The sequence below is a fragment of the Psychrobacter sp. AH5 genome, assembly GCF_040371085.1.
Taxonomy (GTDB): domain Bacteria; phylum Pseudomonadota; class Gammaproteobacteria; order Pseudomonadales; family Moraxellaceae; genus Psychrobacter.
In genome coordinates this window covers 2,283,472-2,302,399 of record NZ_JAMBMT010000001.1, presented here as the reverse complement: position 1 = coordinate 2,302,399, position 18,928 = coordinate 2,283,472, and the positions used below count along the sequence as shown (strand labels likewise).

General features: G+C 42.7%; 13 protein-coding genes. 4 read left to right on the top strand and 9 right to left on the bottom strand.

Annotation, left to right across the window (positions count from 1 at the left end; genetic code table 11):
• Positions 1-130: 130 nt before the first annotated feature.
• From purE to M0N77_RS09725, 3 genes are all read right to left on the bottom strand, one after another.
• The gene (gene purE / locus M0N77_RS09735; protein WP_353104994.1) at positions 131-676 is read right to left on the bottom strand and encodes a 5-(carboxyamino)imidazole ribonucleotide mutase; all 546 of its coding nucleotides are present in this window, start codon (positions 674-676) and stop codon (positions 131-133) included.
• A 162-nt stretch (positions 677-838) separates the two neighbouring features.
• The gene (locus M0N77_RS09730; RefSeq protein ID WP_353104993.1) at positions 839-1,789 is read right to left on the bottom strand and encodes a metallophosphoesterase; all 951 of its coding nucleotides are present in this window, start codon (positions 1,787-1,789) and stop codon (positions 839-841) included.
• A gap of 80 nt (positions 1,790-1,869) precedes the next feature.
• Positions 1,870-2,478, bottom strand: coding sequence for a rhomboid family intramembrane serine protease (locus tag M0N77_RS09725; protein WP_353104992.1), 609 nt, complete (start codon positions 2,476-2,478; stop codon positions 1,870-1,872).
• 296 nt (positions 2,479-2,774) lie between these two features.
• Between M0N77_RS09725 and M0N77_RS09720 the strand changes: the two genes are divergently transcribed.
• Both M0N77_RS09720 and M0N77_RS09715 read left to right on the top strand, forming a co-directional pair.
• Entirely contained in the window at positions 2,775-4,400 is a 1,626-nt protein-coding gene (locus M0N77_RS09720; RefSeq protein WP_353104991.1) for a hypothetical protein, read from the top strand.
• 394 nt (positions 4,401-4,794) lie between these two features.
• A complete protein-coding gene (locus M0N77_RS09715; RefSeq protein ID WP_353104990.1) occupies positions 4,795-6,438 on the top strand; it encodes an OmpA family protein in 1,644 nt (547 codons plus the stop codon).
• Between the two features lie 146 nt (positions 6,439-6,584).
• On the opposite strand, the gene nagZ is transcribed toward M0N77_RS09715, so the two are convergent.
• Positions 6,585-7,718, bottom strand: a complete 1,134-nt coding sequence (gene nagZ, locus M0N77_RS09710) for a beta-N-acetylhexosaminidase (RefSeq protein WP_353104989.1) — start codon at positions 7,716-7,718, stop codon at positions 6,585-6,587.
• Positions 7,719-8,244: 526 nt separating this feature from the next.
• On the opposite strand from nagZ, the gene M0N77_RS09705 reads away from it, so the two are divergent.
• The gene (locus M0N77_RS09705) at positions 8,245-10,461 is read left to right on the top strand and encodes a carboxy terminal-processing peptidase (RefSeq protein ID WP_353104988.1); all 2,217 of its coding nucleotides are present in this window, start codon (positions 8,245-8,247) and stop codon (positions 10,459-10,461) included.
• A 409-nt stretch (positions 10,462-10,870) separates the two neighbouring features.
• Here the strand turns inward: M0N77_RS09705 and M0N77_RS09700 are convergent, their stop codons facing one another.
• Positions 10,871-11,356, bottom strand: coding sequence for a peptidylprolyl isomerase (locus M0N77_RS09700; protein WP_353104987.1), 486 nt, complete (start codon positions 11,354-11,356; stop codon positions 10,871-10,873).
• A 349-nt stretch (positions 11,357-11,705) separates the two neighbouring features.
• Between M0N77_RS09700 and M0N77_RS09695 the strand changes: the two genes are divergently transcribed.
• On the top strand, positions 11,706-13,694 hold the full coding sequence (locus M0N77_RS09695) for a PDZ domain-containing protein (protein WP_353104986.1): 1,989 nt from the start codon (positions 11,706-11,708) through the stop codon (positions 13,692-13,694).
• Positions 13,695-13,817: 123 nt separating this feature from the next.
• Here M0N77_RS09695 and M0N77_RS09690 read toward each other — a convergent pair whose 3' ends face one another.
• The 4 genes from M0N77_RS09690 to M0N77_RS09675 all read right to left on the bottom strand — a co-directional run bounded on the left by M0N77_RS09690 (position 13,818) and on the right by M0N77_RS09675 (position 18,485).
• Positions 13,818-14,678 (bottom strand): DUF305 domain-containing protein, encoded by an 861-nt coding sequence (locus M0N77_RS09690; RefSeq protein ID WP_353104985.1) that lies wholly within the window; start codon positions 14,676-14,678, stop codon positions 13,818-13,820.
• 182 nt (positions 14,679-14,860) lie between these two features.
• Complete coding sequence (locus M0N77_RS09685) at positions 14,861-15,484, bottom strand: pseudouridine synthase (protein ID WP_353104984.1); 624 nt, start codon at positions 15,482-15,484, stop codon at positions 14,861-14,863.
• Between the two features lie 99 nt (positions 15,485-15,583).
• Positions 15,584-16,111: a potassium channel family protein gene (locus tag M0N77_RS09680; protein WP_353104983.1), complete on the bottom strand. Its 528-nt coding sequence runs from the start codon at positions 16,109-16,111 to the stop codon at positions 15,584-15,586.
• A gap of 154 nt (positions 16,112-16,265) precedes the next feature.
• Complete coding sequence (locus tag M0N77_RS09675; RefSeq protein WP_353104982.1) at positions 16,266-18,485, bottom strand: NADP-dependent isocitrate dehydrogenase; 2,220 nt, start codon at positions 18,483-18,485, stop codon at positions 16,266-16,268.
• Between the last annotated feature and the right edge of the window lie 443 nt (positions 18,486-18,928).

The window sequence follows — 18,928 nt, the reverse complement described above, 5'->3', positions numbered from 1 at the left end:
TAGCAAAAATAACAAAAGGCGCGCTATTACTATAGGCACCTTAGGTTTAGTAGAACGCATCTAATAATAAATATCAAGTAAAACGATTCAAAAATTGATTTGTCGTCGCTCATTTTTTATAAGTCAGCTATCAGCTATTCATAATGCCGGGGATTGGGCTAGCTAAGATAGTCTCGGTTTGACTTTGGCGTAAACTCATTAATTTATCAGCGATAGTATTATCATGCAATGCTAGTATTTGAATGGCTAATAATGCCGCATTATAAGCGCCCGCCGTACCGATAGCTAAAGTGCCAACAGCGACACCTTTTGGCATCTGGACGATAGATAACAGGCTATCCCAACCGCTAAGTATAGAGGACTTGACCGGCACGCCAAGGACAGGTAGAGCTGTCTGACTAGCACACATACCCGGCAGGTGCGCCGCGCCGCCAGCACCAGCGATAATCACCTGTAAGCCATTATCTTTGGCAGTTTTGGCATACTCAAAGAGTCTATCGGGTGTACGATGGGCAGAGACCACTTCACAAGCAAAGGCAATATCAAAATCCGCTAATAGCTGCGCAGCGCTGCTCATAGTGGCCCAATCGGACTGCGAGCCCATGATAATACCGACTTTGGGCTGACCTGCAGGAGAGTCAATAGGGCTAGGTTGATCGACAGATGCGGTGCTCATAGTACAATATCCTCAAAAAGCCCATCATACAAAAGTTTCACTATTGCCGTAAAGCTAAGTTTGTATTTGTCTTTTTATATAAATAACCGTTCATTCAAAATAACCGTTCATTCAAAATAACCACTCATTTAAAATAACTGCTCATTCAAAATGACAGTGCTTTTAACTGTAGTCATGATGATACTGTACAAAATTAGCTTTATCTAAAGGTAAAGGCTTTTCAGTATCGAGCTGATAGCAAGTCAGATAACCACTATCAACCGCTGCTGAATAATCAATGCAAACCACTTGTGGACTCAATAGCTGCGGCTCACCCGTTAACCAATAGTGTCCGACAAACACAGGCTTATTAGTCTTGAGCGCAAAGTCTATGTTTTCTGCCAAAGCATCTACTGGGATTTGCGCCAAACCAGAATTGGGCGCACGAGCAATCTCATGAATGGTCTTTTGATTCAGCTCATCAAGCCACCAGCGCACCCTTACTCGCGAGCGCGCCGTACCTTCTTTATCGACCATCACTAAGCCATCAGGTAACGGCGTTTCTACCCCTTTTAGCACTCGCTCTAGAGCGTCAAAGAGTACAGAGGGCTCTTGTGAGGTTTCAATCAAAGCTTGTGGGGTTAGGCAATTATTAGGCGTCAAAAGCGGTTTTAGTATGGCCATACTATCGACATCCCAGCAAGCGTGCACAAAACAAGCATAGTCGGTCTCAAGCCAAAGCGGAATCTCATATAGACGCTCAAGCCAATAGCGATGACTATCGGAGTCAAAAGGAGCTTCTTTTAAAAACGCCTCATGCTGATGAAAATGCAGCTCAGTATGGGTACGCAAGTATTGCCCTTCTTTATAAGGATCAAGAGTAGCAAAAGCTAGCGCATTATATTCGTGATTGCCCATCACCGCATCAGCGACACCAGCATCGACCATAGCAAAGACAATCTCTAGAGTGCGTAGTTGCTGCGAGCCGCGATCAATCAAATCACCAATAAATAAGGCGCGATGATTGGCAGGTGGCTCATAACATTGACCATTATGCTCATAGCCTAACTGCGTCAATAGCCCTGCTAGCTTGTCGGCATAACCATGAATATCACCGATAATATCTATAATCATAATAAGTTGCTTAAGCTATCCTTTTTTATATACTCTAAAATTAACGGTCATTAAAACCAATCGCTTTATAATACTATGAGCTAAAAGCTAGGCGAGAGTAAAGCATTAATAAAGTGCGGTAATATTTGCGGCTCTAAAACGATGGTTGCTATCACCCCAAAAGCGCTGCCCCACATATGTGCCATGTGATTGATATTTGAGCCGCCGCGATTATTGGCATAAATACTATAAGCAACATAGGCTACTGCAAATAAAATAGCTGGAATAGGCACAATAGCAAATAGGTAAATCATATCCCAAGGCGCTAATAAAATATAGGCAAATAACACTGCCGATACGCCGCCTGATGCTCCCAAACTCAAATAACTGGCGCTATTTTTATTTTTGATATAGCTCGGTATCATTGCCACTATAATAGCTAATACATAAAAAGCGACAAACCCGTAACCTCCTAAAAAGGGGTTATATAAGCCTTCGATAGCGCGGCCAAAAAAGTACAAAGTAAACATATTAAATAGCAAATGCATACTATCGGCATGAATAAAACCGTGGGTTACGAAGCGATCCCACTGGCCGTCACTTACCGCGGGTGGATAAAAGATAAGCCTATTAAAAAGCAGCTTGTTTTGCCAAGCTAATAAGCTGACAATCACCGTAATAATAATGATAAGAGTGGTATGATTCAGCAAAGGATAATCCTTAGGCAACGCCTGATGGATAAAAAACTTTAAATAATGGACTATATAAATAAATACCAAAGTGGCTAAGCAAACTACCAATAGTCAGCAAAGATTATGTTCTAATAACTAGCTATTGATATGCCGATTGCTACCAAAAAAACAAGCTTAAAAAGCAGCTATAGTTTACATTATAAAGCATAGCTAACAAGTATAGTGATATTAAACTCTTTACTAAGATAATATTACTAAAGCGATACTATGGCTAAAGAATTTTACCTCAAACCAATCTCAGTAAAGACTATTTTATGATTATTATCGAACAGCTTGAGCAAAGTGTCAGCCTACCTATACTTGGAGACGAGCAGAGTATTGCCAAGATCAGTTTACTAGAGCAATTTTATGCGCTACTTATTGCTCGTCTAGCCTCGGCTAACGTCTATAGCCAGTTACTACAGAGTACTGCTCAGCCTCTCTCGCCGCAACCAGCTAAGCCTTCCACAGTAGTGTCAGCTTTTACTGATCATCCCATGTTTATGCAGTTATGGCAGGATAAAAACCAACGCCAGCTCATTGTAGATGAATTGGCTGTCACTTATCATATCGACACTGAGGCTACTGTTGTTTTGATCGCTAGCGCTACTACTTTGGCTTATCACAAGCTTAAGGAGTTGGCAAAAGGGCAGTTCTTGCCTGCTTATTTACAGCAGCAGCAATCGCAGATTCGGCACTATCTTCCTATTTGGGCAGAGTCAGTGCTGACAGAGGATATCAGTAATAAGAGTGCTACTGCTATTGACGATGCAGCTATAAAAGCAGCAACAACGAATAAAACCAGTATTGAAAAAGTCGGTATTGAAAAGGCGATGACTGACGAAGCTGTTACTTCTAATGAAAATGAAAATACTGCGGCAATTAGTAGTGACAACCCAATAAACGTAGCGATGCTATCAAAGCAAAGCGTCATAGAGACTGAAGACGATAGCCTTTCAGCGCTGCAAATTCCCATCGATAATAGCGCTCATAGTTTGAGTCAAATCAGTAATACCCGCCAGCGTAATAAAAGAAACGATTTGCTGCTAAGACTTTTTTTATTGGTCGCCGCTATAGCTGCCTTGGCCTTGCTATGGTTGTTGGTTGTCAAGCCTAATTATATTGATACCGCTGAGCCTGTACTGGCGGAGACAGCTCCTATAGCTGCCGCGCCTGAAGCTATCGCTCCGGTATTGACGCCTGTGGAGCTACTAGTAGCAGTGGATGATAGCGGTCGCCTCTATACTTGCAGTGCAACCATTGGTGATAGCGTTTTGCAAGAGAGCCTTAAACAGGCTTTGGCTATGAGTTTTGGTGAGCAAGCTAGTCTTTGCAGCTTTGCCATAAAAGCTGGCGTTGCCAATGACCTAAACAACCTTAACGTGGGTTTGCTGCCTAGTTTATTTACTTTATTACGCTCTGTACCTTTTGCTCGATTACAGCTGCAAAATAATGTTATTACTATCGAGTCGCCTGATGATGCGCTATCACAGCGTTTGCTGATGGATATGAGAGCTTTGGCGCCTACGGCCGTTATCACTACTACTGCGCCTTTAGCCGCTACACAAAATAATACGAATACAGAGCAGTCAGCGCTAACGCCTATTGACGAGTTTGAGCAGCAAAATAGCGAGCAGGCAAAGGATACTGTTAACGATCAAGCTGATGAAAATAGTTTTAGTAGCAGTAGTGACGCCAACAATGACGCTATCAATAATAGAGCTGATAATAGCTTACCTAGTAATAATAGCAGTTTTGGCGTAGCTAATAGAGCGCCTATCAACGATAGAACAGGAGGTAATATGTCTACGGCTGAAGCAGATGATTTGGCCAATAGTATTATAGTTGCTGAACAACTGCGTAACGAAGCGAGAGTAGAGCCCGACGCTGCGGCTAAATAATATCTTTTATGCTTTATAAAAGTGACCTGCGTAGTAATTAGATTTGTGAATAGCGTGTTAATACAGCAACCGATATACGCGTCAAAGTTACGCGTTACCTCTCAATCATTACTTAATGTATCATTTGCACAACAGCCCTTTTATTGTGAGGTTGTACACATCCCTTTTATAATGATTTTAATTGAGTTAAATAGTTGGCTTAATGACAGTCATACTTTTATAAAATACTGAGCTATACATTATTGCTCAGCTATGAGTCAAACCAGAAACTACCAATATTATGGTAAATATAAGGTTTTATTGAGACAAGGTTCTATCTAAAAGTATAACCGTGTATTTAACCTTAATATGAGCTTAAAAATAAATAAATGATAACAATTGGAGGAGAACTATTATGGATATTATTAGTCATTTAACACGTACCGTGACCCCAGCGGTGTTAGGGGATGACAACAACCCTGCCAAAAAAAGCTTATTAGAGCAGTTCTATGCTATTTTTGCGGCTCGTTTAGCAGATAATGACACTTATAACCGCTTTGCTAACGACAATATTGCCCGTGATGATCAGGGCTTTTATGATCGAGTTTGGACTGATGGTAGTCACCGTGATCAAATCTCACGCGAACTTGCTGCTAAGCATAACGTTGATGCCACAGCAGCACGTGGCCTAGTAGCTATGGCAGCACCTTTAGCTTTTCATGAGATCAAAAGCTTAGCAGGCACGACTCCTGTACCACAGTTTTTGAATGACAATCTCTCAAGTTATCAACATCATATTCCAGCATGGGCAGCGGATGTAGTCCCTGCAGGCATGGTTGTCGGCGCACCAGCTGGCGAACGTATTTCAGATACCGTCAGTACTGCGCCGCTGGTGCGTGAAGAAGAAAAAAGCGGTAGCTTTATGAAAGCTTTGTTGCCTATTATTGGTTTAATTATATTGGGTGCATTAGCTTGGGCGCTACTTAGAGGTTGCCAAGACAATCCAGAGCCAGTAGCGACGCCAGTGGTCACCGAAGAGGTTGCTACTGAGGAACAAACTGTAGTCGCTTCTACTATTGAGCCTGCTTCGCTAATGTTGGCGACAGGTGAAGCCAACACTTTATATGCATGCCGTATGAATGTAGGTGATGAAGCTTTACAAACTACAGTGATGGGTGCCTTATCGAACGCTTTTGGTGCTGAGGCTGACAAATGCCGTGCCGATGTCGATGACAATTTTGCAAATGACATGCCAGCCGCCGCTCAATTATCCTCGATTTTGCCTATTTTCCAAAACGTAGCTGATGCTAGTATGATAATTAAAGGCGATCAGATTACAGTTAATGCGCCAGACCAAGCTGCACTTGATCAGTTAGTGGCTGATCTGCAAGCAGCAGCTCCTGGTATGACCGTTGTCGCCGAAGGTCCACTTGACTTGCAAGGTGAGATTGATAATAGTTTAGTAGCGGCTGATACTGCTATCAATAACCTAGGTGAAAACCCAGATCCACGTGATGTAGCACGAGCGCTAAGTTTACAAGTTATTAATTTTGAGCTTGATAAAGCAATCATTCCGGATGTTAATAAACCTTATCTTGACCGTGCCGCAAAAATTATCACCGAAGTTCCTAATATGGAATTAATGATTATTGGCCATACTGATTCTCAAGCTTCTAATGCGTATAATATGGATCTATCGCAGCAGCGTGCTAACGCGGTAAAAGACTACTTAGTGTCTAAAGGCGTTGATGCAAGTAAGCTTTCAACCAAAGGTATGGGTGAGACGGATCCGGTAGCAACTAATGCTACTGAACAAGGTCGTTTCCGTAACCGTCGTATCGAATTTACGGTATATGACGAAAGCATGGCAACAGAGGATAATAATGGTATCTCTTTAACCGCCGGTAATGAAGGTGATATCGACATGAATAATGATATAGATGCCGATATGAATATGCCAGATCCAGATCTAAACCCACTTGATAATAACAATGATGATGTATTACCAGATGGTGATGATCCAAGTAAGGGTACTGCTCTAGATCCAAATGCTCAGTAAAGTTTACAGTTGGCAAGCATAAAGCTAATGCCTACAATATAAGACAAATTAAAAAACTGCATTTTAGAAATGCAGTTTTTTTTATACTTGTAATGCGAGTTTCTAGAGGCAAACCAGCCGTAGGACTAAATCAGAAACTAAGTCAATTATTTATAATCGGTAGGATCTCTTAAATCTGTTAAGTCCTCTTCGTCTAGAGTATTGGCGCTATCTAGCGGATGGATACCATCTATATTACTATCCAGCTTTTCAGTTTGCATACTAAAAAAGGTTTGCATGACATTATGCCTAGCCTGCGACCAATGCTCAAACTGCTGGCAGGTAGACGACAGATCGCCTAGCCACTTTGGAATTTGTCCGCGCATGTTTTTTAGACGTTTCTGATCAGGATAGGGCAGATCTTGTACCGCCTCTGCCGCTTCGTGTGCCGCTACTCTATCATTGCAGACTAATGCAATATCACAGCCAGCATTGATAGCAGCACGCACACGCTCGCTCACGTCGCCTGCTGCCTGCGCGCCTGCCATCGATAAGTCATCAGAGAAGATCACTCCATCAAACTTCAATTGCTCGCGAATGATATCTTTTAACCAAATCTTAGAAAATCCTGCTGGTTTATTATCGATTTGCGAGAAGATGACGTGCGCTGGCATCAAAGCATCAAGCCATGGCAAAGTTTGGGCAAATGGCTGCATATCATGACTGATAATCTCATCAAGGCTACGCGTGTCAATCGCCTCAGCCACATGCGAATCAGGGGCAACCCCGCCATGACCGGGGAAGTGCTTGCCAGTAGTTGCCATGCCTGCCGCGCGCATTCCACGCATGAGTTGAGTAGCTAAAGCGGTGATAATTTGTGGATCTTTATGAAAGCTACGATCGCCAATCACTTGGCTGACGCCATCTGTATCTAGCACTGGGGCAAAGCTCAAATCGATACCCACTGCCAACACTTCAGCCGCCATTAAATAGCCACAATCATAAGCACAGCTCAAAGCTTCACTAGGGTTTTGCTCAAATAATGCTCCTAACTTTCCCATAGCTGGTAGCGGCGTAAAGCCTTCGCGTAGACGCGCTACTCGTCCGCCTTCTTGGTCAACACCGATCAAAATATCAGGATTGTAGTAACGAATATCATCGCAGAGACGACGCACCTGCGCAGCATCTTTGACATTGCGAGCGAATAAAATAATACCGCCGACCTGAGCTTGTTCAATTAAGCTGACATCATCAGCTGTCAAAGCAGTGCTACCGATATCAGTCATCAATACGCCGTACATGGTCTGTTCTCCAAAACATTACTGCTCATTAGATTAGCCGCTATAAATCTGATTTTTGGGCTGATTATGAGTCTAAGAATTATATTGTATACTTTAACGCCAACTGTGAGAGTTAAATAATCATACTCTTTATTATAACAGTCATTGGATTAGCTATTGTGCTCGTTATGGATACAGTTATAAGCTGAGCGTTCGTTTAGCGATTAGCTTAAGCAAAGCTAATACTAGCAACAGCATGATTATAAATATAATAGAAAGTTTGCTTATACAGATTGAGACAGCGCAATATAATGAATCATGATAATATTGATTGATTTTATAATAAATTAGCTGGCATCAGTGGCATTGATATTTGAGAATGGAAGTAGCATTGATATTTAAGAATGGATTTGATAGTTAAGTTTTAGACGCTAGATAATTGACTACCGCCTTTTTGCCACAACGGCTATTAAGCATAGCTATACTGTAATGGACTGCTGTTTATATTTTTACTTAAGATAAATCTTAAGACAACTAGGTAGATATGATGAAAAAACAACCCGCACAATGGTTACTAAGCATTGCCTCAATTGGTGTCGTCGGCGCTATATTGACCCAAAGCTATGGTACAGCCGTAGCCAATACCGATACCGAAAGTTTTGTCCAAACCCCTGAACAGAAGATTACCACCCGGCAAGTAGCCGCCCTGTTAGATCGTAGCCACTATTTAAATCAACCGCTCAATAGTGAGATGGGTAGTAAGATCTTGGATATGTATATCGATAGCTTAGATCCCAACCATACGCTGTTTTTGCAGTCGGATGTCGATGAGTTTAAGAAAAAATATGCTGATGATTTTGGTAGCAGGCTTAAGCGTGGGGACTTATCGGCGGGCGTAGAGATCTTTGAGCGCTACCGCACCCGCTCAAGTGAGTATTTTGAGATGGCTAATAAAATGCTCAAAACCAAAATTGACTTGACCGGTAATGAGACTATTATTCTTGATCGCGAAAAGCTTCCTCACTTTAAGACCAAAAAAGCTCAGCGCGACTACTGGGCGCGTCAGCTTAAGTTTCAGCTGATGAGTATTACTTTAGGTCAAGAGAGTGAAAAAGCCAAAGAAAAAGTCTTTTTGGATGATCCAGATATTACTCGCGGTCAGGATTTGGTCCGTGATGATCAGCGTACGCCAAGCGAGATCTTACTAAATCGTCTAACAAGACAACAAGGGCAGATGGATCGTCTCAAAGATGACGAGATTATGGAGACAGTGCTCAATACCGCCATGCTCACTTACGATCCGCACAGTAATTATTATGCGCCAGTACAAGCTAACGAGTTACAAATACAGTCAAGCCTACAGCTAGAGGGCATTGGTGTCTCCATCCGTCCAGATCGTAAAAATCCAGATTATACCCGTATCGTTACCTTAGTGGATGGCGGTCCTGCAGCCAAGACCGGTCAAATCAAACCTAATGATTTGATCATCGGCATCGCCAAAGACGGCAAGACTATGACCGATGTCATTGGTTGGTCGACTCGCGAGATTGTTAGTCTTATCCGTGGTAAGCGCGGTACTTCTGTTACGCTAAAGCTGCGTCAGCCAAACAGTCCTGATGCTAGCGCTCGTACGGTTACTGTTGTACGCGACATTATCCAACAAGAAGAATCTGGCGTTACTCAGCGCGTGATTGAGATGCCTTATACTGATAACAATAATCAGGTCACTACCAAACGTATCGGAGTGCTTGAGATACCAAGTTTTTATCTAAATTACCGAGCTCGTCGTAACGGTGAGGATTATCGTAGCGTCAGTATAGATACCGAAAACGCGGTCAAAGAGCTCAATAAACAAAACATCGATGGCTTGGTGATTGACTTACGTAATGATCCGGGTGGCTCGCTAGATGAAGTGGCTAAGATGCTGGGTTTATTTATCAAGAGTGGGCCATTAGTACAAATCCGCGATAATCGCGGCAATATCCAAGTCTACCGTGATGATGATGGCGGTAAGCAGCTCTATGATGGCAAGCTAGTCGTCCTTACCAATCTAGCCTCCGCCTCGGCTAGTGAGATCTTTGCCGCGGCTATTCAGGACTACGGTCGCGGGTTGGTCGTTGGTAACACTACTACTGGTAAGGGCTCAGCGCAAATACAGCTAGATAGTCTAGCTTTGGGCTCAGCGACTTTGACTCAGCGTAAGTTTTATCGTATCACTGGCGGTAGTACGCAGAATAAAGGCGTCATACCAGATGTAGAGCTAGTTAATATCTATGACGATGCCACCTTCGGCGAACGTGCCCAAAAAAACGCGCTGCCATGGGATACTATCAAAACAGCGGCTTATAAGCCTGAAGGTAAATTTAGCTCTGATACGCTAAAGACCTTGAATCAGCAATCAAAAATACGTCAACAACAAAATCCGCATTTTGTTTATTTATCGACCTTAAATGATATTCGTAATATGGACGATGAGAAAAAACCTATTGATTTAGATATCAATAAGCGCCGTGCAAAAATGAAGCTAATAGAGCAGCGCTCGCTTGAAGCTGAAAATAAAAGACAAATAGCGACAGGCTCTAGCCCTTATGCCAATTGGAATACTTATCAGGCGGCAATGGATGCTAAGTTTGAAGAGCGTAGTCAGATGAAGCAAAGCGAGCGCCCAGAGTTGCCAGAAGATGAGGTCTACATCTATGAAGCGGCGCAGCTGATGCTAGATGCGCAGCCAGAAGTCATCGCAACTCCTGAGGAGAAACTTTGAGCATAATTATAGCGTGTAAGCATATGCTTACACGTATTGACGCTTAGGCCTCTTACTTAGTGATGAGCAATCTGCGATTATAGTCTCACTGCACAGTTTATTGATACTGTTTATTTACACTAGGGATTGGTGTTCTAAGATAGATGGTTTGTAGATTGCGTCAGGGATGGATTGCTGCTCAAGGAAGAGAGGGCTATAAGCCTAAATAGCAACGTACCTCGGGATTAGGTATGGCGTTATATTAACAAGGATGTTAAGTAATAAAGACCGTATAGTGCTCGTCACTATGCGGTTTTTTTACGTCTAAAGGAGTAGTAAAACCCTATAAAAAAAGAGCCAGTAGCGTAATAACTACTGACTCTGTTGGCTTATAAGCTTATAAACTAAGCTACAAAAATATCAGAGCAGATTAGTGCTCAACACCGCCTGCGCCATGGACATGACCATGGTTTAACTCGTCTTCAGTAGCGGCGCGTACTTCTTGAATCTCTACATCAAAAGTCAAACGCTTGCCTGCTAGAGGATGATTTGCATCAACAGTAACTTCTTGATCATTAACGTCCGTGACCGTTACTAGCATGACTTGACCACCAGCTTCTGACTGAAACTGCATACCAGGCTGAATGTCATCAACTCCTTGAAAGTTATCGCGAGGTACTTTTTGTACCGCTTGCTCTTGGTATTCACCGTAGCCATCAGCAGGCTCAACTACTGCATTGACAGTTTCGCCAGCAGATTTGCCTTCTAGCTGCTGTTCAAGACCTGGAATGATGTTGCTGTGGCCATGTAAATAAGCTAGCGGTTGACCTTCTGGAGACTGATCAAGAATGTTGCCTTCGTCATCTTTTAGCGTATAGTTGAATTTGACAGCGGTATCTTTTGCGATAGTAGTCATAAATTATCCTAAATTGAATATAGTTATAAAAAACAAATGGTAATAAACCTAAAAAGGTCGATCAGCTAAAGAGCCGTATCAATAATCAATTATCGTCAGTTTATTAGAGTAACTGTAGCAGTTAGCCTCTTTAATTGAGATGATTTAGTTAACTTTCAAGGTAAAAACGATAAAAAAACAGATTTATCGTCTATTAATTTTACTTTTTAATATTAAAACGGCAAGGCTAAAATTTTTACAGCATTATTGTAAGGGTGATCAGCCTTACCATTAACGGTTTAGCCGTTGCGTTTTTGGCTGAGGACTTCTACCATAGTTATAAATACTATAATCATTTTAAGCTTAAATTATGACAACAACTTTTTCTAATCACGCCCCTGCTATCAGCAACAATAATAAAGCGCCTCAGACTGATAAAACCACGGCTATCAGCTATTGCTTAGACTTTGAGCGTTTTAACGAGCATTTAGTCGATGTGACAATGACTTTTACCGCTCATAAAGACAACGCTGAATTATGGTTGCCAGCGTGGATTCCTGGTAGTTATTTGATGCGAGAATTTGCGCGTAATATCACTGCGGTGCACTATCAACCAATAGACGACAACGATACTAATGCTCATGCCCATGCCCATGCTCATACTAGCGGTTATCGCGCACAAAAAATAGATAAGCACAGCTGGCAGTTGCCAGAAACGAGAGCAGGGCAAAGGCTCAAAGTGACCTATGAGGTTTATTGCTATGATTTGTCGGTGCGCAGCGCTTATATTGATCAGCAGCGCCTTTATGGTAATTTTACCTCGCTTATGCTTGCGGTTTCAGGGCAAGAAAAATCGCCTGTGCAAGTGAGTTTATTGGTGCCCGCGGCTTTTTTGGCAGATAAAAGTGAGGATGAGGTTAAACTAGCTTGCGGCCTCAAAGCTAGCCATTTACTACTAGACAATCATCATGGTTATGGTTTGCAAGCCGATAACTATTATGAGCTGATTGATCATCCGTTTGAGATTGCCGAGCAGCAGTGCTTTGATTTTATTATTCAAGATAATAAGCACCAAACCTTGCCGCACAGCTTTTATCTTTCAGGTCGACATAATGCCAATATGGGACGCTTGCAGCAAGATTTGACGCAGATTTGTCAGACTTATCTAGACTGGTTAGGCGATGCGCCCTTTAGCGATTATACCTTTATGACTTATGCTAGCACTCAAGATTATGGCGGCCTTGAGCATATCAATTCTACCAGTCTCATTACCCCTCGTAGTGATTTGCCAAGCTATAATGAGCCTGTATTACCTAGCAGCGATTATCAGCGATTTTTGGGTCTGTGCAGTCATGAGTATTTTCATGCTTGGTGGGTCAAAACCGTGCGTCCTGATGTAATGCTAGAGGTGGATCTGCGCCGCGAAGCCTTTACGCCGCTGCTTTGGGTGTTTGAGGGTTTTACCTCTTACATCGATGATTTTATGCTACAAGCCTCAGGTGTTATCGATAAACCAAGTTATCTTAAGCTATTAGCTGAGCAGATTAATCGCTATTATCAAACCGATGGCCGCGCTTATCAAAGCGTTGCTGAGTCCAGCTTTGATGCTTGGATCAAGCTCTATCGTAGCGATGAAAACACTGGCAATGCTGGTGTTAGCTACTACAATAAAGGCGCTTTAGTGGCGCTATGTTTAGATCTTAGTTTATTGGCAAGTAGTGAGGGTCGCTATCGTCTATTTGATGTGATAAAAGCTTTTTATATTAAGGCTAAGCAAAACAATAATAAGCGTATCGGTATCAGTAGCGCTGATATGGGTGCGCTAATTAGTGAGTTTATGCCAAAAGATCAGTGGGATGATTTTGAGAGCCGCTATGTCAATGGAGTAGAGGAGCTACCTATCAAAGAGCTGCTCGATGCTAATGGAATTCGCTGGCATGAGAATGAGATAGAAACAGCTGATAAAAATATACCTTGGGGCATGCGCTATAGTGAGACGGCAACTGGTCTCAAGGTCAATCGAGTCCAGCGTGGCAGCTTAGCGGCAGAGTCGGGTATCTCAGCCAATGACATTATCGTTGCTATTGATGGTATCAAAGCGACTAGCAAGCAATTAGCCGCTTTTAGTCCGCTAGAGCAAGCGGTGAGCTGTCATTTATTCCGCCGTGATGAGCTGATGACTATTAACGTCTTACCAAAAACAGACGACGCTAATCAATTAACAAGCGCTGAGCAACCAAAGCTATTTCCGCACAAAATAAGCTTAACTCTAGTTAATATAAAAGAGGCGGACCAGCAAGCTTGCGAGCCAGCAAAGTCTGAGGCATGGCAACAATGGCTTGAGTTTATGACAGTATAAAGCTTCAATAACCAATAAGACTTTTACTTTTATAAAAAAGTAAAAGTCTTATTTTTATAAATTGATTTTGATAAAGCTTAGCTCTTAGAGTATCTATATTCTTATATCTATTAGCTTAAGAAGTTAATTTGTTGCTTTAGTTTCACTTTCAATGTCCTCTGCTAATTCCAAATTTTCTTCTGCAAGGCTATCTTCTTCAGCGTTTTCTTGCTCAAAATCAATGTTAACAGGTGCCTTATCATTTTTCTCTAACCAAGCTTGTAGGGGCGCAATAATTGATGGCTGCTCTTTGGTTAGCTGTACTGCTGCTCTGCGCATCTCGACATCAGTACCGTATCTAAGCTGCTCTTTAGCTATGGCCACTGTAGCTAGCTGATGAGGCAACATAGCACGTGCAAAAGCTAGATCGGCAGTAGCTGCATTGATACCTAGTCTCATTCTATAATTCATAGAACCCACAATATCTGCGTAGCCTTGCTGCATAGCCTCAGTATTAGGCTTAGGGTTGGCAATATCAGGATGACTGGCAAGCCACTTATTCATAACGCCAATCTTCTCAGATTGAGAGTCAATAATTCGCTGAGCTAACTGGCGCATTTGTTGATCGGTGCCATATTTGAGCTGTAGCTCTGCCATGCTTATAGCGCCGCGATAAAGACCGAGCATGCTTTTGGCAAAAGCGGTATCGGGATCGTTGTAGCTCATCCCTATCATGATCTCATCATTCATTCTGCTCATGGCTTTGGTATAGTCCTCTGTCAGTCTGACCATATCGACACTAGTGTTATTGGCGTTATCTGTAATGGCTTCCTCATCAATATTAGCCTCACTAACTGGCGTCTGTGCTACGCTCTGAGTAGCGGTTGCCTCCGTCACAGTTTCGTTATCATCCGACTTGTTATCTACCTTGGGCTGACAGGCACTTAGCGCAAAAACAGTCATAATACTGATGGTGAGCGCGGTAAATCGTGATGAGCAGGTCATAATGGTCCTTAACATAAGCAGGCGTAATTGTAACGTGGCGGCAAACAACAGCATGAATAAAATAGTAGTTAGATACTAGCAGATAAAGCTATAGAGTTCGAGATGGAGATTATTAAATATAACAAGGCTTTAGCGGACAGCCATAAAGGCTAACAGCAAGCTTAGCAGCTAGTCGATAATATCTAGCTGATACCTAGCTGCTGACAGCGCTCAGCATTTAGATGAATGCGTACAAACTCACCGACAGCTAATGACCCTAAATCAAAACCGGCTACCGACCAGCGAATTAGACGCAGGCAGGGTAGACCAACATGGGCGGTCATACGCCTAACTTGGCGGTTTTTGCCCTCATAAATAGTAAGCATCAGCCATGAGGTTGGTACGTTTTTGCGCTCGCGGATGGGCGGATCCCGCTGCCAAAGCGTGATAGGCAGCTCCTCTTGTGTCACCATTACCGCTGCGGCAGGTAAGGTTAAGCCATCCTTTAATATTACGCCTTTTGATAGCTCATCCATCTGAGCTTGAGTTGCTTCTCCCTCAACTTGTACCAGATAAATCTTGCCTTGCTTGTGCTTATTATTAGCAAAGGTCTTGAGGTTTGGCGGCTGGGTAATGGCTTTATTGACGCGGCCATCACTGGTTAAAATCAACAAGCCCTCTGAGGTGGCGTCTAATCGACCCGCAACGCGTAAGGATTTATCTGTGAAATACTCTGATAGCGTGGTGTGATCGTTATTACTATCGTCACGAAACTGGCTTTGTACGCCATAAGGTTTGTTAAATAATATAAGGCTTGAGGTGACCATAATAAGATTTTCCTAAATAATAAGATACCGAGGATTTTGGTAGAAAACGCCAAAAATGATTAAAGCTAAAACCTATAATAGAATATTTTTTTGGCTCATTTAGCTAGGATCTCCACGGTGATTCCCGCTACCTTTAGCAGTCCACTGCACCACTGACAAGCTAGTTGAAGCCATCAAACCTAAGACTAGATAACCAATCAATGCCAGCAAGCTTGCTAGCACTCGTCCAATACCTTGAGGCCGAAAATCTCCATAGCCTGTAGAGGTAAAAGTGATAATAGAATAATAACAGCAAGTCCAAAAATCATAGGTAATGGCATCACCGCCGCCTGTCGTATCGACAATACCAATCTTATGATAAATGGCTGAAAAGGTGAGTAAAAATAAAGTCACATTGAGCGTTGTCAAACCCAGCTCTTTCCACAAATTACCATAATCTCCATAGATGCGCTGCAAGGTGCTAAACAGTGACCACATAAATACGCCGCAAAATAAAAAGCTAAAACCGATAATAAATCTAGAGCGCCAGTCATTGTCTGGTAAAAAACTAGCGAGCGAATACCATAAAACCGCAATGACAATAAAAATAAGAAGAATCCGTCTAGCCGTAAATAATCTTTTTTGCACAATAAGCCTCTTATGCTAAGTCAATAAAAATCCATGCCAATAAAATACCCTTACTAATAAAAAAGCCGTGCCAATGAAAAATCCCTTAATCGTCATAGACCATTAAGGGATTTATTAATAACTTACTAAAGCTCAAAAAGCTAGGAGCATTTTATTATAATGAAGCAATCGCTTCGTTAAACAATTTGCTAGGACGCATGGCCTCTTCAGCTAGTTTTTCATCCGCTAGATAGTAACCTTTGATATCGACCCCTTTGCCTTGAGCGTCATTCATCTCTTGGACGATAGCTTGCTCATTGTTAGCCAGAGTCTCGGCTAGTGGAGCAAATTTCGCTTTGAGCTCCACGTCTTTGTCCTGATTGGCAAGCTCCTCGGCCCAGTACATCGCTAGATAAAAATGGCTACCACGGTTATCAAGCTCGCCCGTTTTACGCGATGGCGACTTGTCGTTTAATAGCAGCTTTTCAGTCGCTTTATCTAACGAGTCTGCCAATACTTGCGCTTTGGCATTGTCATCGCTCTTTGCTAGATGCTCTAAAGATTCGGTCAAGGCCAAGAACTCGCCTAATGAATCCCAGCGTAGATGGTTCTCTTCGACTAGCTGCTGTACGTGCTTAGGTGCAGAACCGCCAGCGCCCGTTTCAAACAAGCCGCCACCTTTCATCAGTGGCACGACAGATAGCATCTTGGCACTGGTGCCAAGCTCTAAGATTGGGAACAAGTCCGTTAGATAATCGCGTAGAATATTACCGGTCGCTGAGATGGTGTCAAGACCACGAGCGACGCGCTCTAAGGTATAACGCATAGCACGGACTTGCGACATAATCTCGATATGTAAACCATCAGTATCATGATCTTTTAGATACATCTTCACTTTTTTGATCAGCTCGTTTTCGTGCGGACGATACGGGTCTAACCAAAAGACCACTGGAGTATCTGATTCACGAGCGCGGCGTACCGCAAGCTTCACCCAATCTTGGATCGGTTCATCTTTGACCTGACACATACGCCAGATATCGCCTTTTTCAACATATTGCTCCATCAACACTTCACCCGTGTCTTCGTCAACAATACGAGCAGTCCCTGAATCGGCGGCCTCAAAGGTTTTGTCGTGCGAGCCGTACTCTTCGGCTTTTTGTGCCATCAAGCCAACGTTTGGTACTGTACCCATCGTTGTTGGATCAAAGTTGCCATGCCATTTACAAAAATTGATCATCTCTTGATAAATACGCGCGAAAGTAGACTCAGGCATCACTGCTTTACAGTCATACATCTTGCCATCCGCGCCCCACATTTTACCGCCTGAGCGGATCATTGCTGGCATAGAGGCATCGACAATCACATCACTTGGTGAATGAAAGTTGGTAATGCCTTTATTAGAGTCAACCATCGCTAGACGCGGACGATGCACTTGGCAAGCATGCAAATCACGCTCAATCTCTTCTTGCAGAGAGGTTGGTAGCTCTTTGATTTTGTCATATAGTGACGCCATGCCGTTATTGACATTGATACCTAATTCATCAAATAATGCGCCGTGCTTTTGAAAAGCGTCTTTATAGTAAGTTCTGACCGCGTGACCAAAGACGATAGGGTGTGAGACCTTCATCATCGTTGCTTTTACGTGTAAGGAGAACAAGATACCGGCTTCGCGGCAATCTTCCATTTCACGCTCATAAAACTCAAGTAGCGCCTCTTTACTCATAAACATCAAATCAATGATCTCTTTATCTTGTAAAGCGATGCCTTCTTTGAAGACATGAACCGTACCATCATCAGTGATACGCTCCATACGTACGCTGCGCGCTTTATCCAAAGTCATTGATTGCTCACCAGCATAAAAATCGCCTTCATGCATATGGGAGACATGGGTCTGTGACCACTGCTTCCACTCGCCCATAGAGTGCGGATGTTTGCGCGCATAGTTTTTGACCGCTTTTGGCGCGCGGCGATCCGAGTTACCTTCACGTAGTACCGGGTTGACTGAACTTCCTAAGCTCTTGCCATAACGACGGCGAATCTCTTTTTCTTCATCGGTTTCTGGCTCATCTGGGAAGTCAGGTATAGCGTAGCCCTTGGCTTGTAGCTCTTTGATAGCCGCTTTTAGCTGACCAACAGAGGCACTGATATTTGGCAGCTTAATAATGTTAGCGTTTGGATCTTGGGTTAATTCGCCAAGCTTTGCTAGATTATCAGGAACACGCTGCTCCTCAGTTAAGTAATCTGGAAATTCAGCCAGCACACGGGCAGCGACAGAGATATCACTACTCTCAACTTCAATGCCAGCCGTTTGGGTAAAGGCTTTGACAATGGGTAGAAAGGATAGAGTGGCCAGCGCTGGGGCTTCATCGGTTTTGGTATAAATAATTTTAGACATGTTATTAAATTATTCCTTTTGGTTGTTATTAATACTTTTCGCAGCCATTAATAATAGGTCATGACTGCTACAAATAGCTATTGCTGATAGCTGTTAGGTAATCAAAGCTGTGTGGTAGTGAAGTTGTCATTCAAACTTATTCACTCTGATAAAGTCGTTTCGCTAGTTAAAAGAGTGATTCAGGCACTACTTGTAATATAGCTTGTAAACAATTTTAACATTAGCCCGCGTAGAACAACAGCGACTCAAGCTTTTTTTGCTATAACAACATTAAATTAAAAGCTTGCAGCAACAATTTGTAGTCGTAAGCAGTCGTAGCTGTCGTAACTATAGTTCAGCTTAACTATTAGTCAATTAACAAGACGCCAACCTTTCAATGGCTTTGTAAGGTTGGAGCGCATAAGCGTAAGGTGCTAATTTATAGGCGCTCTTTGCTAATACCG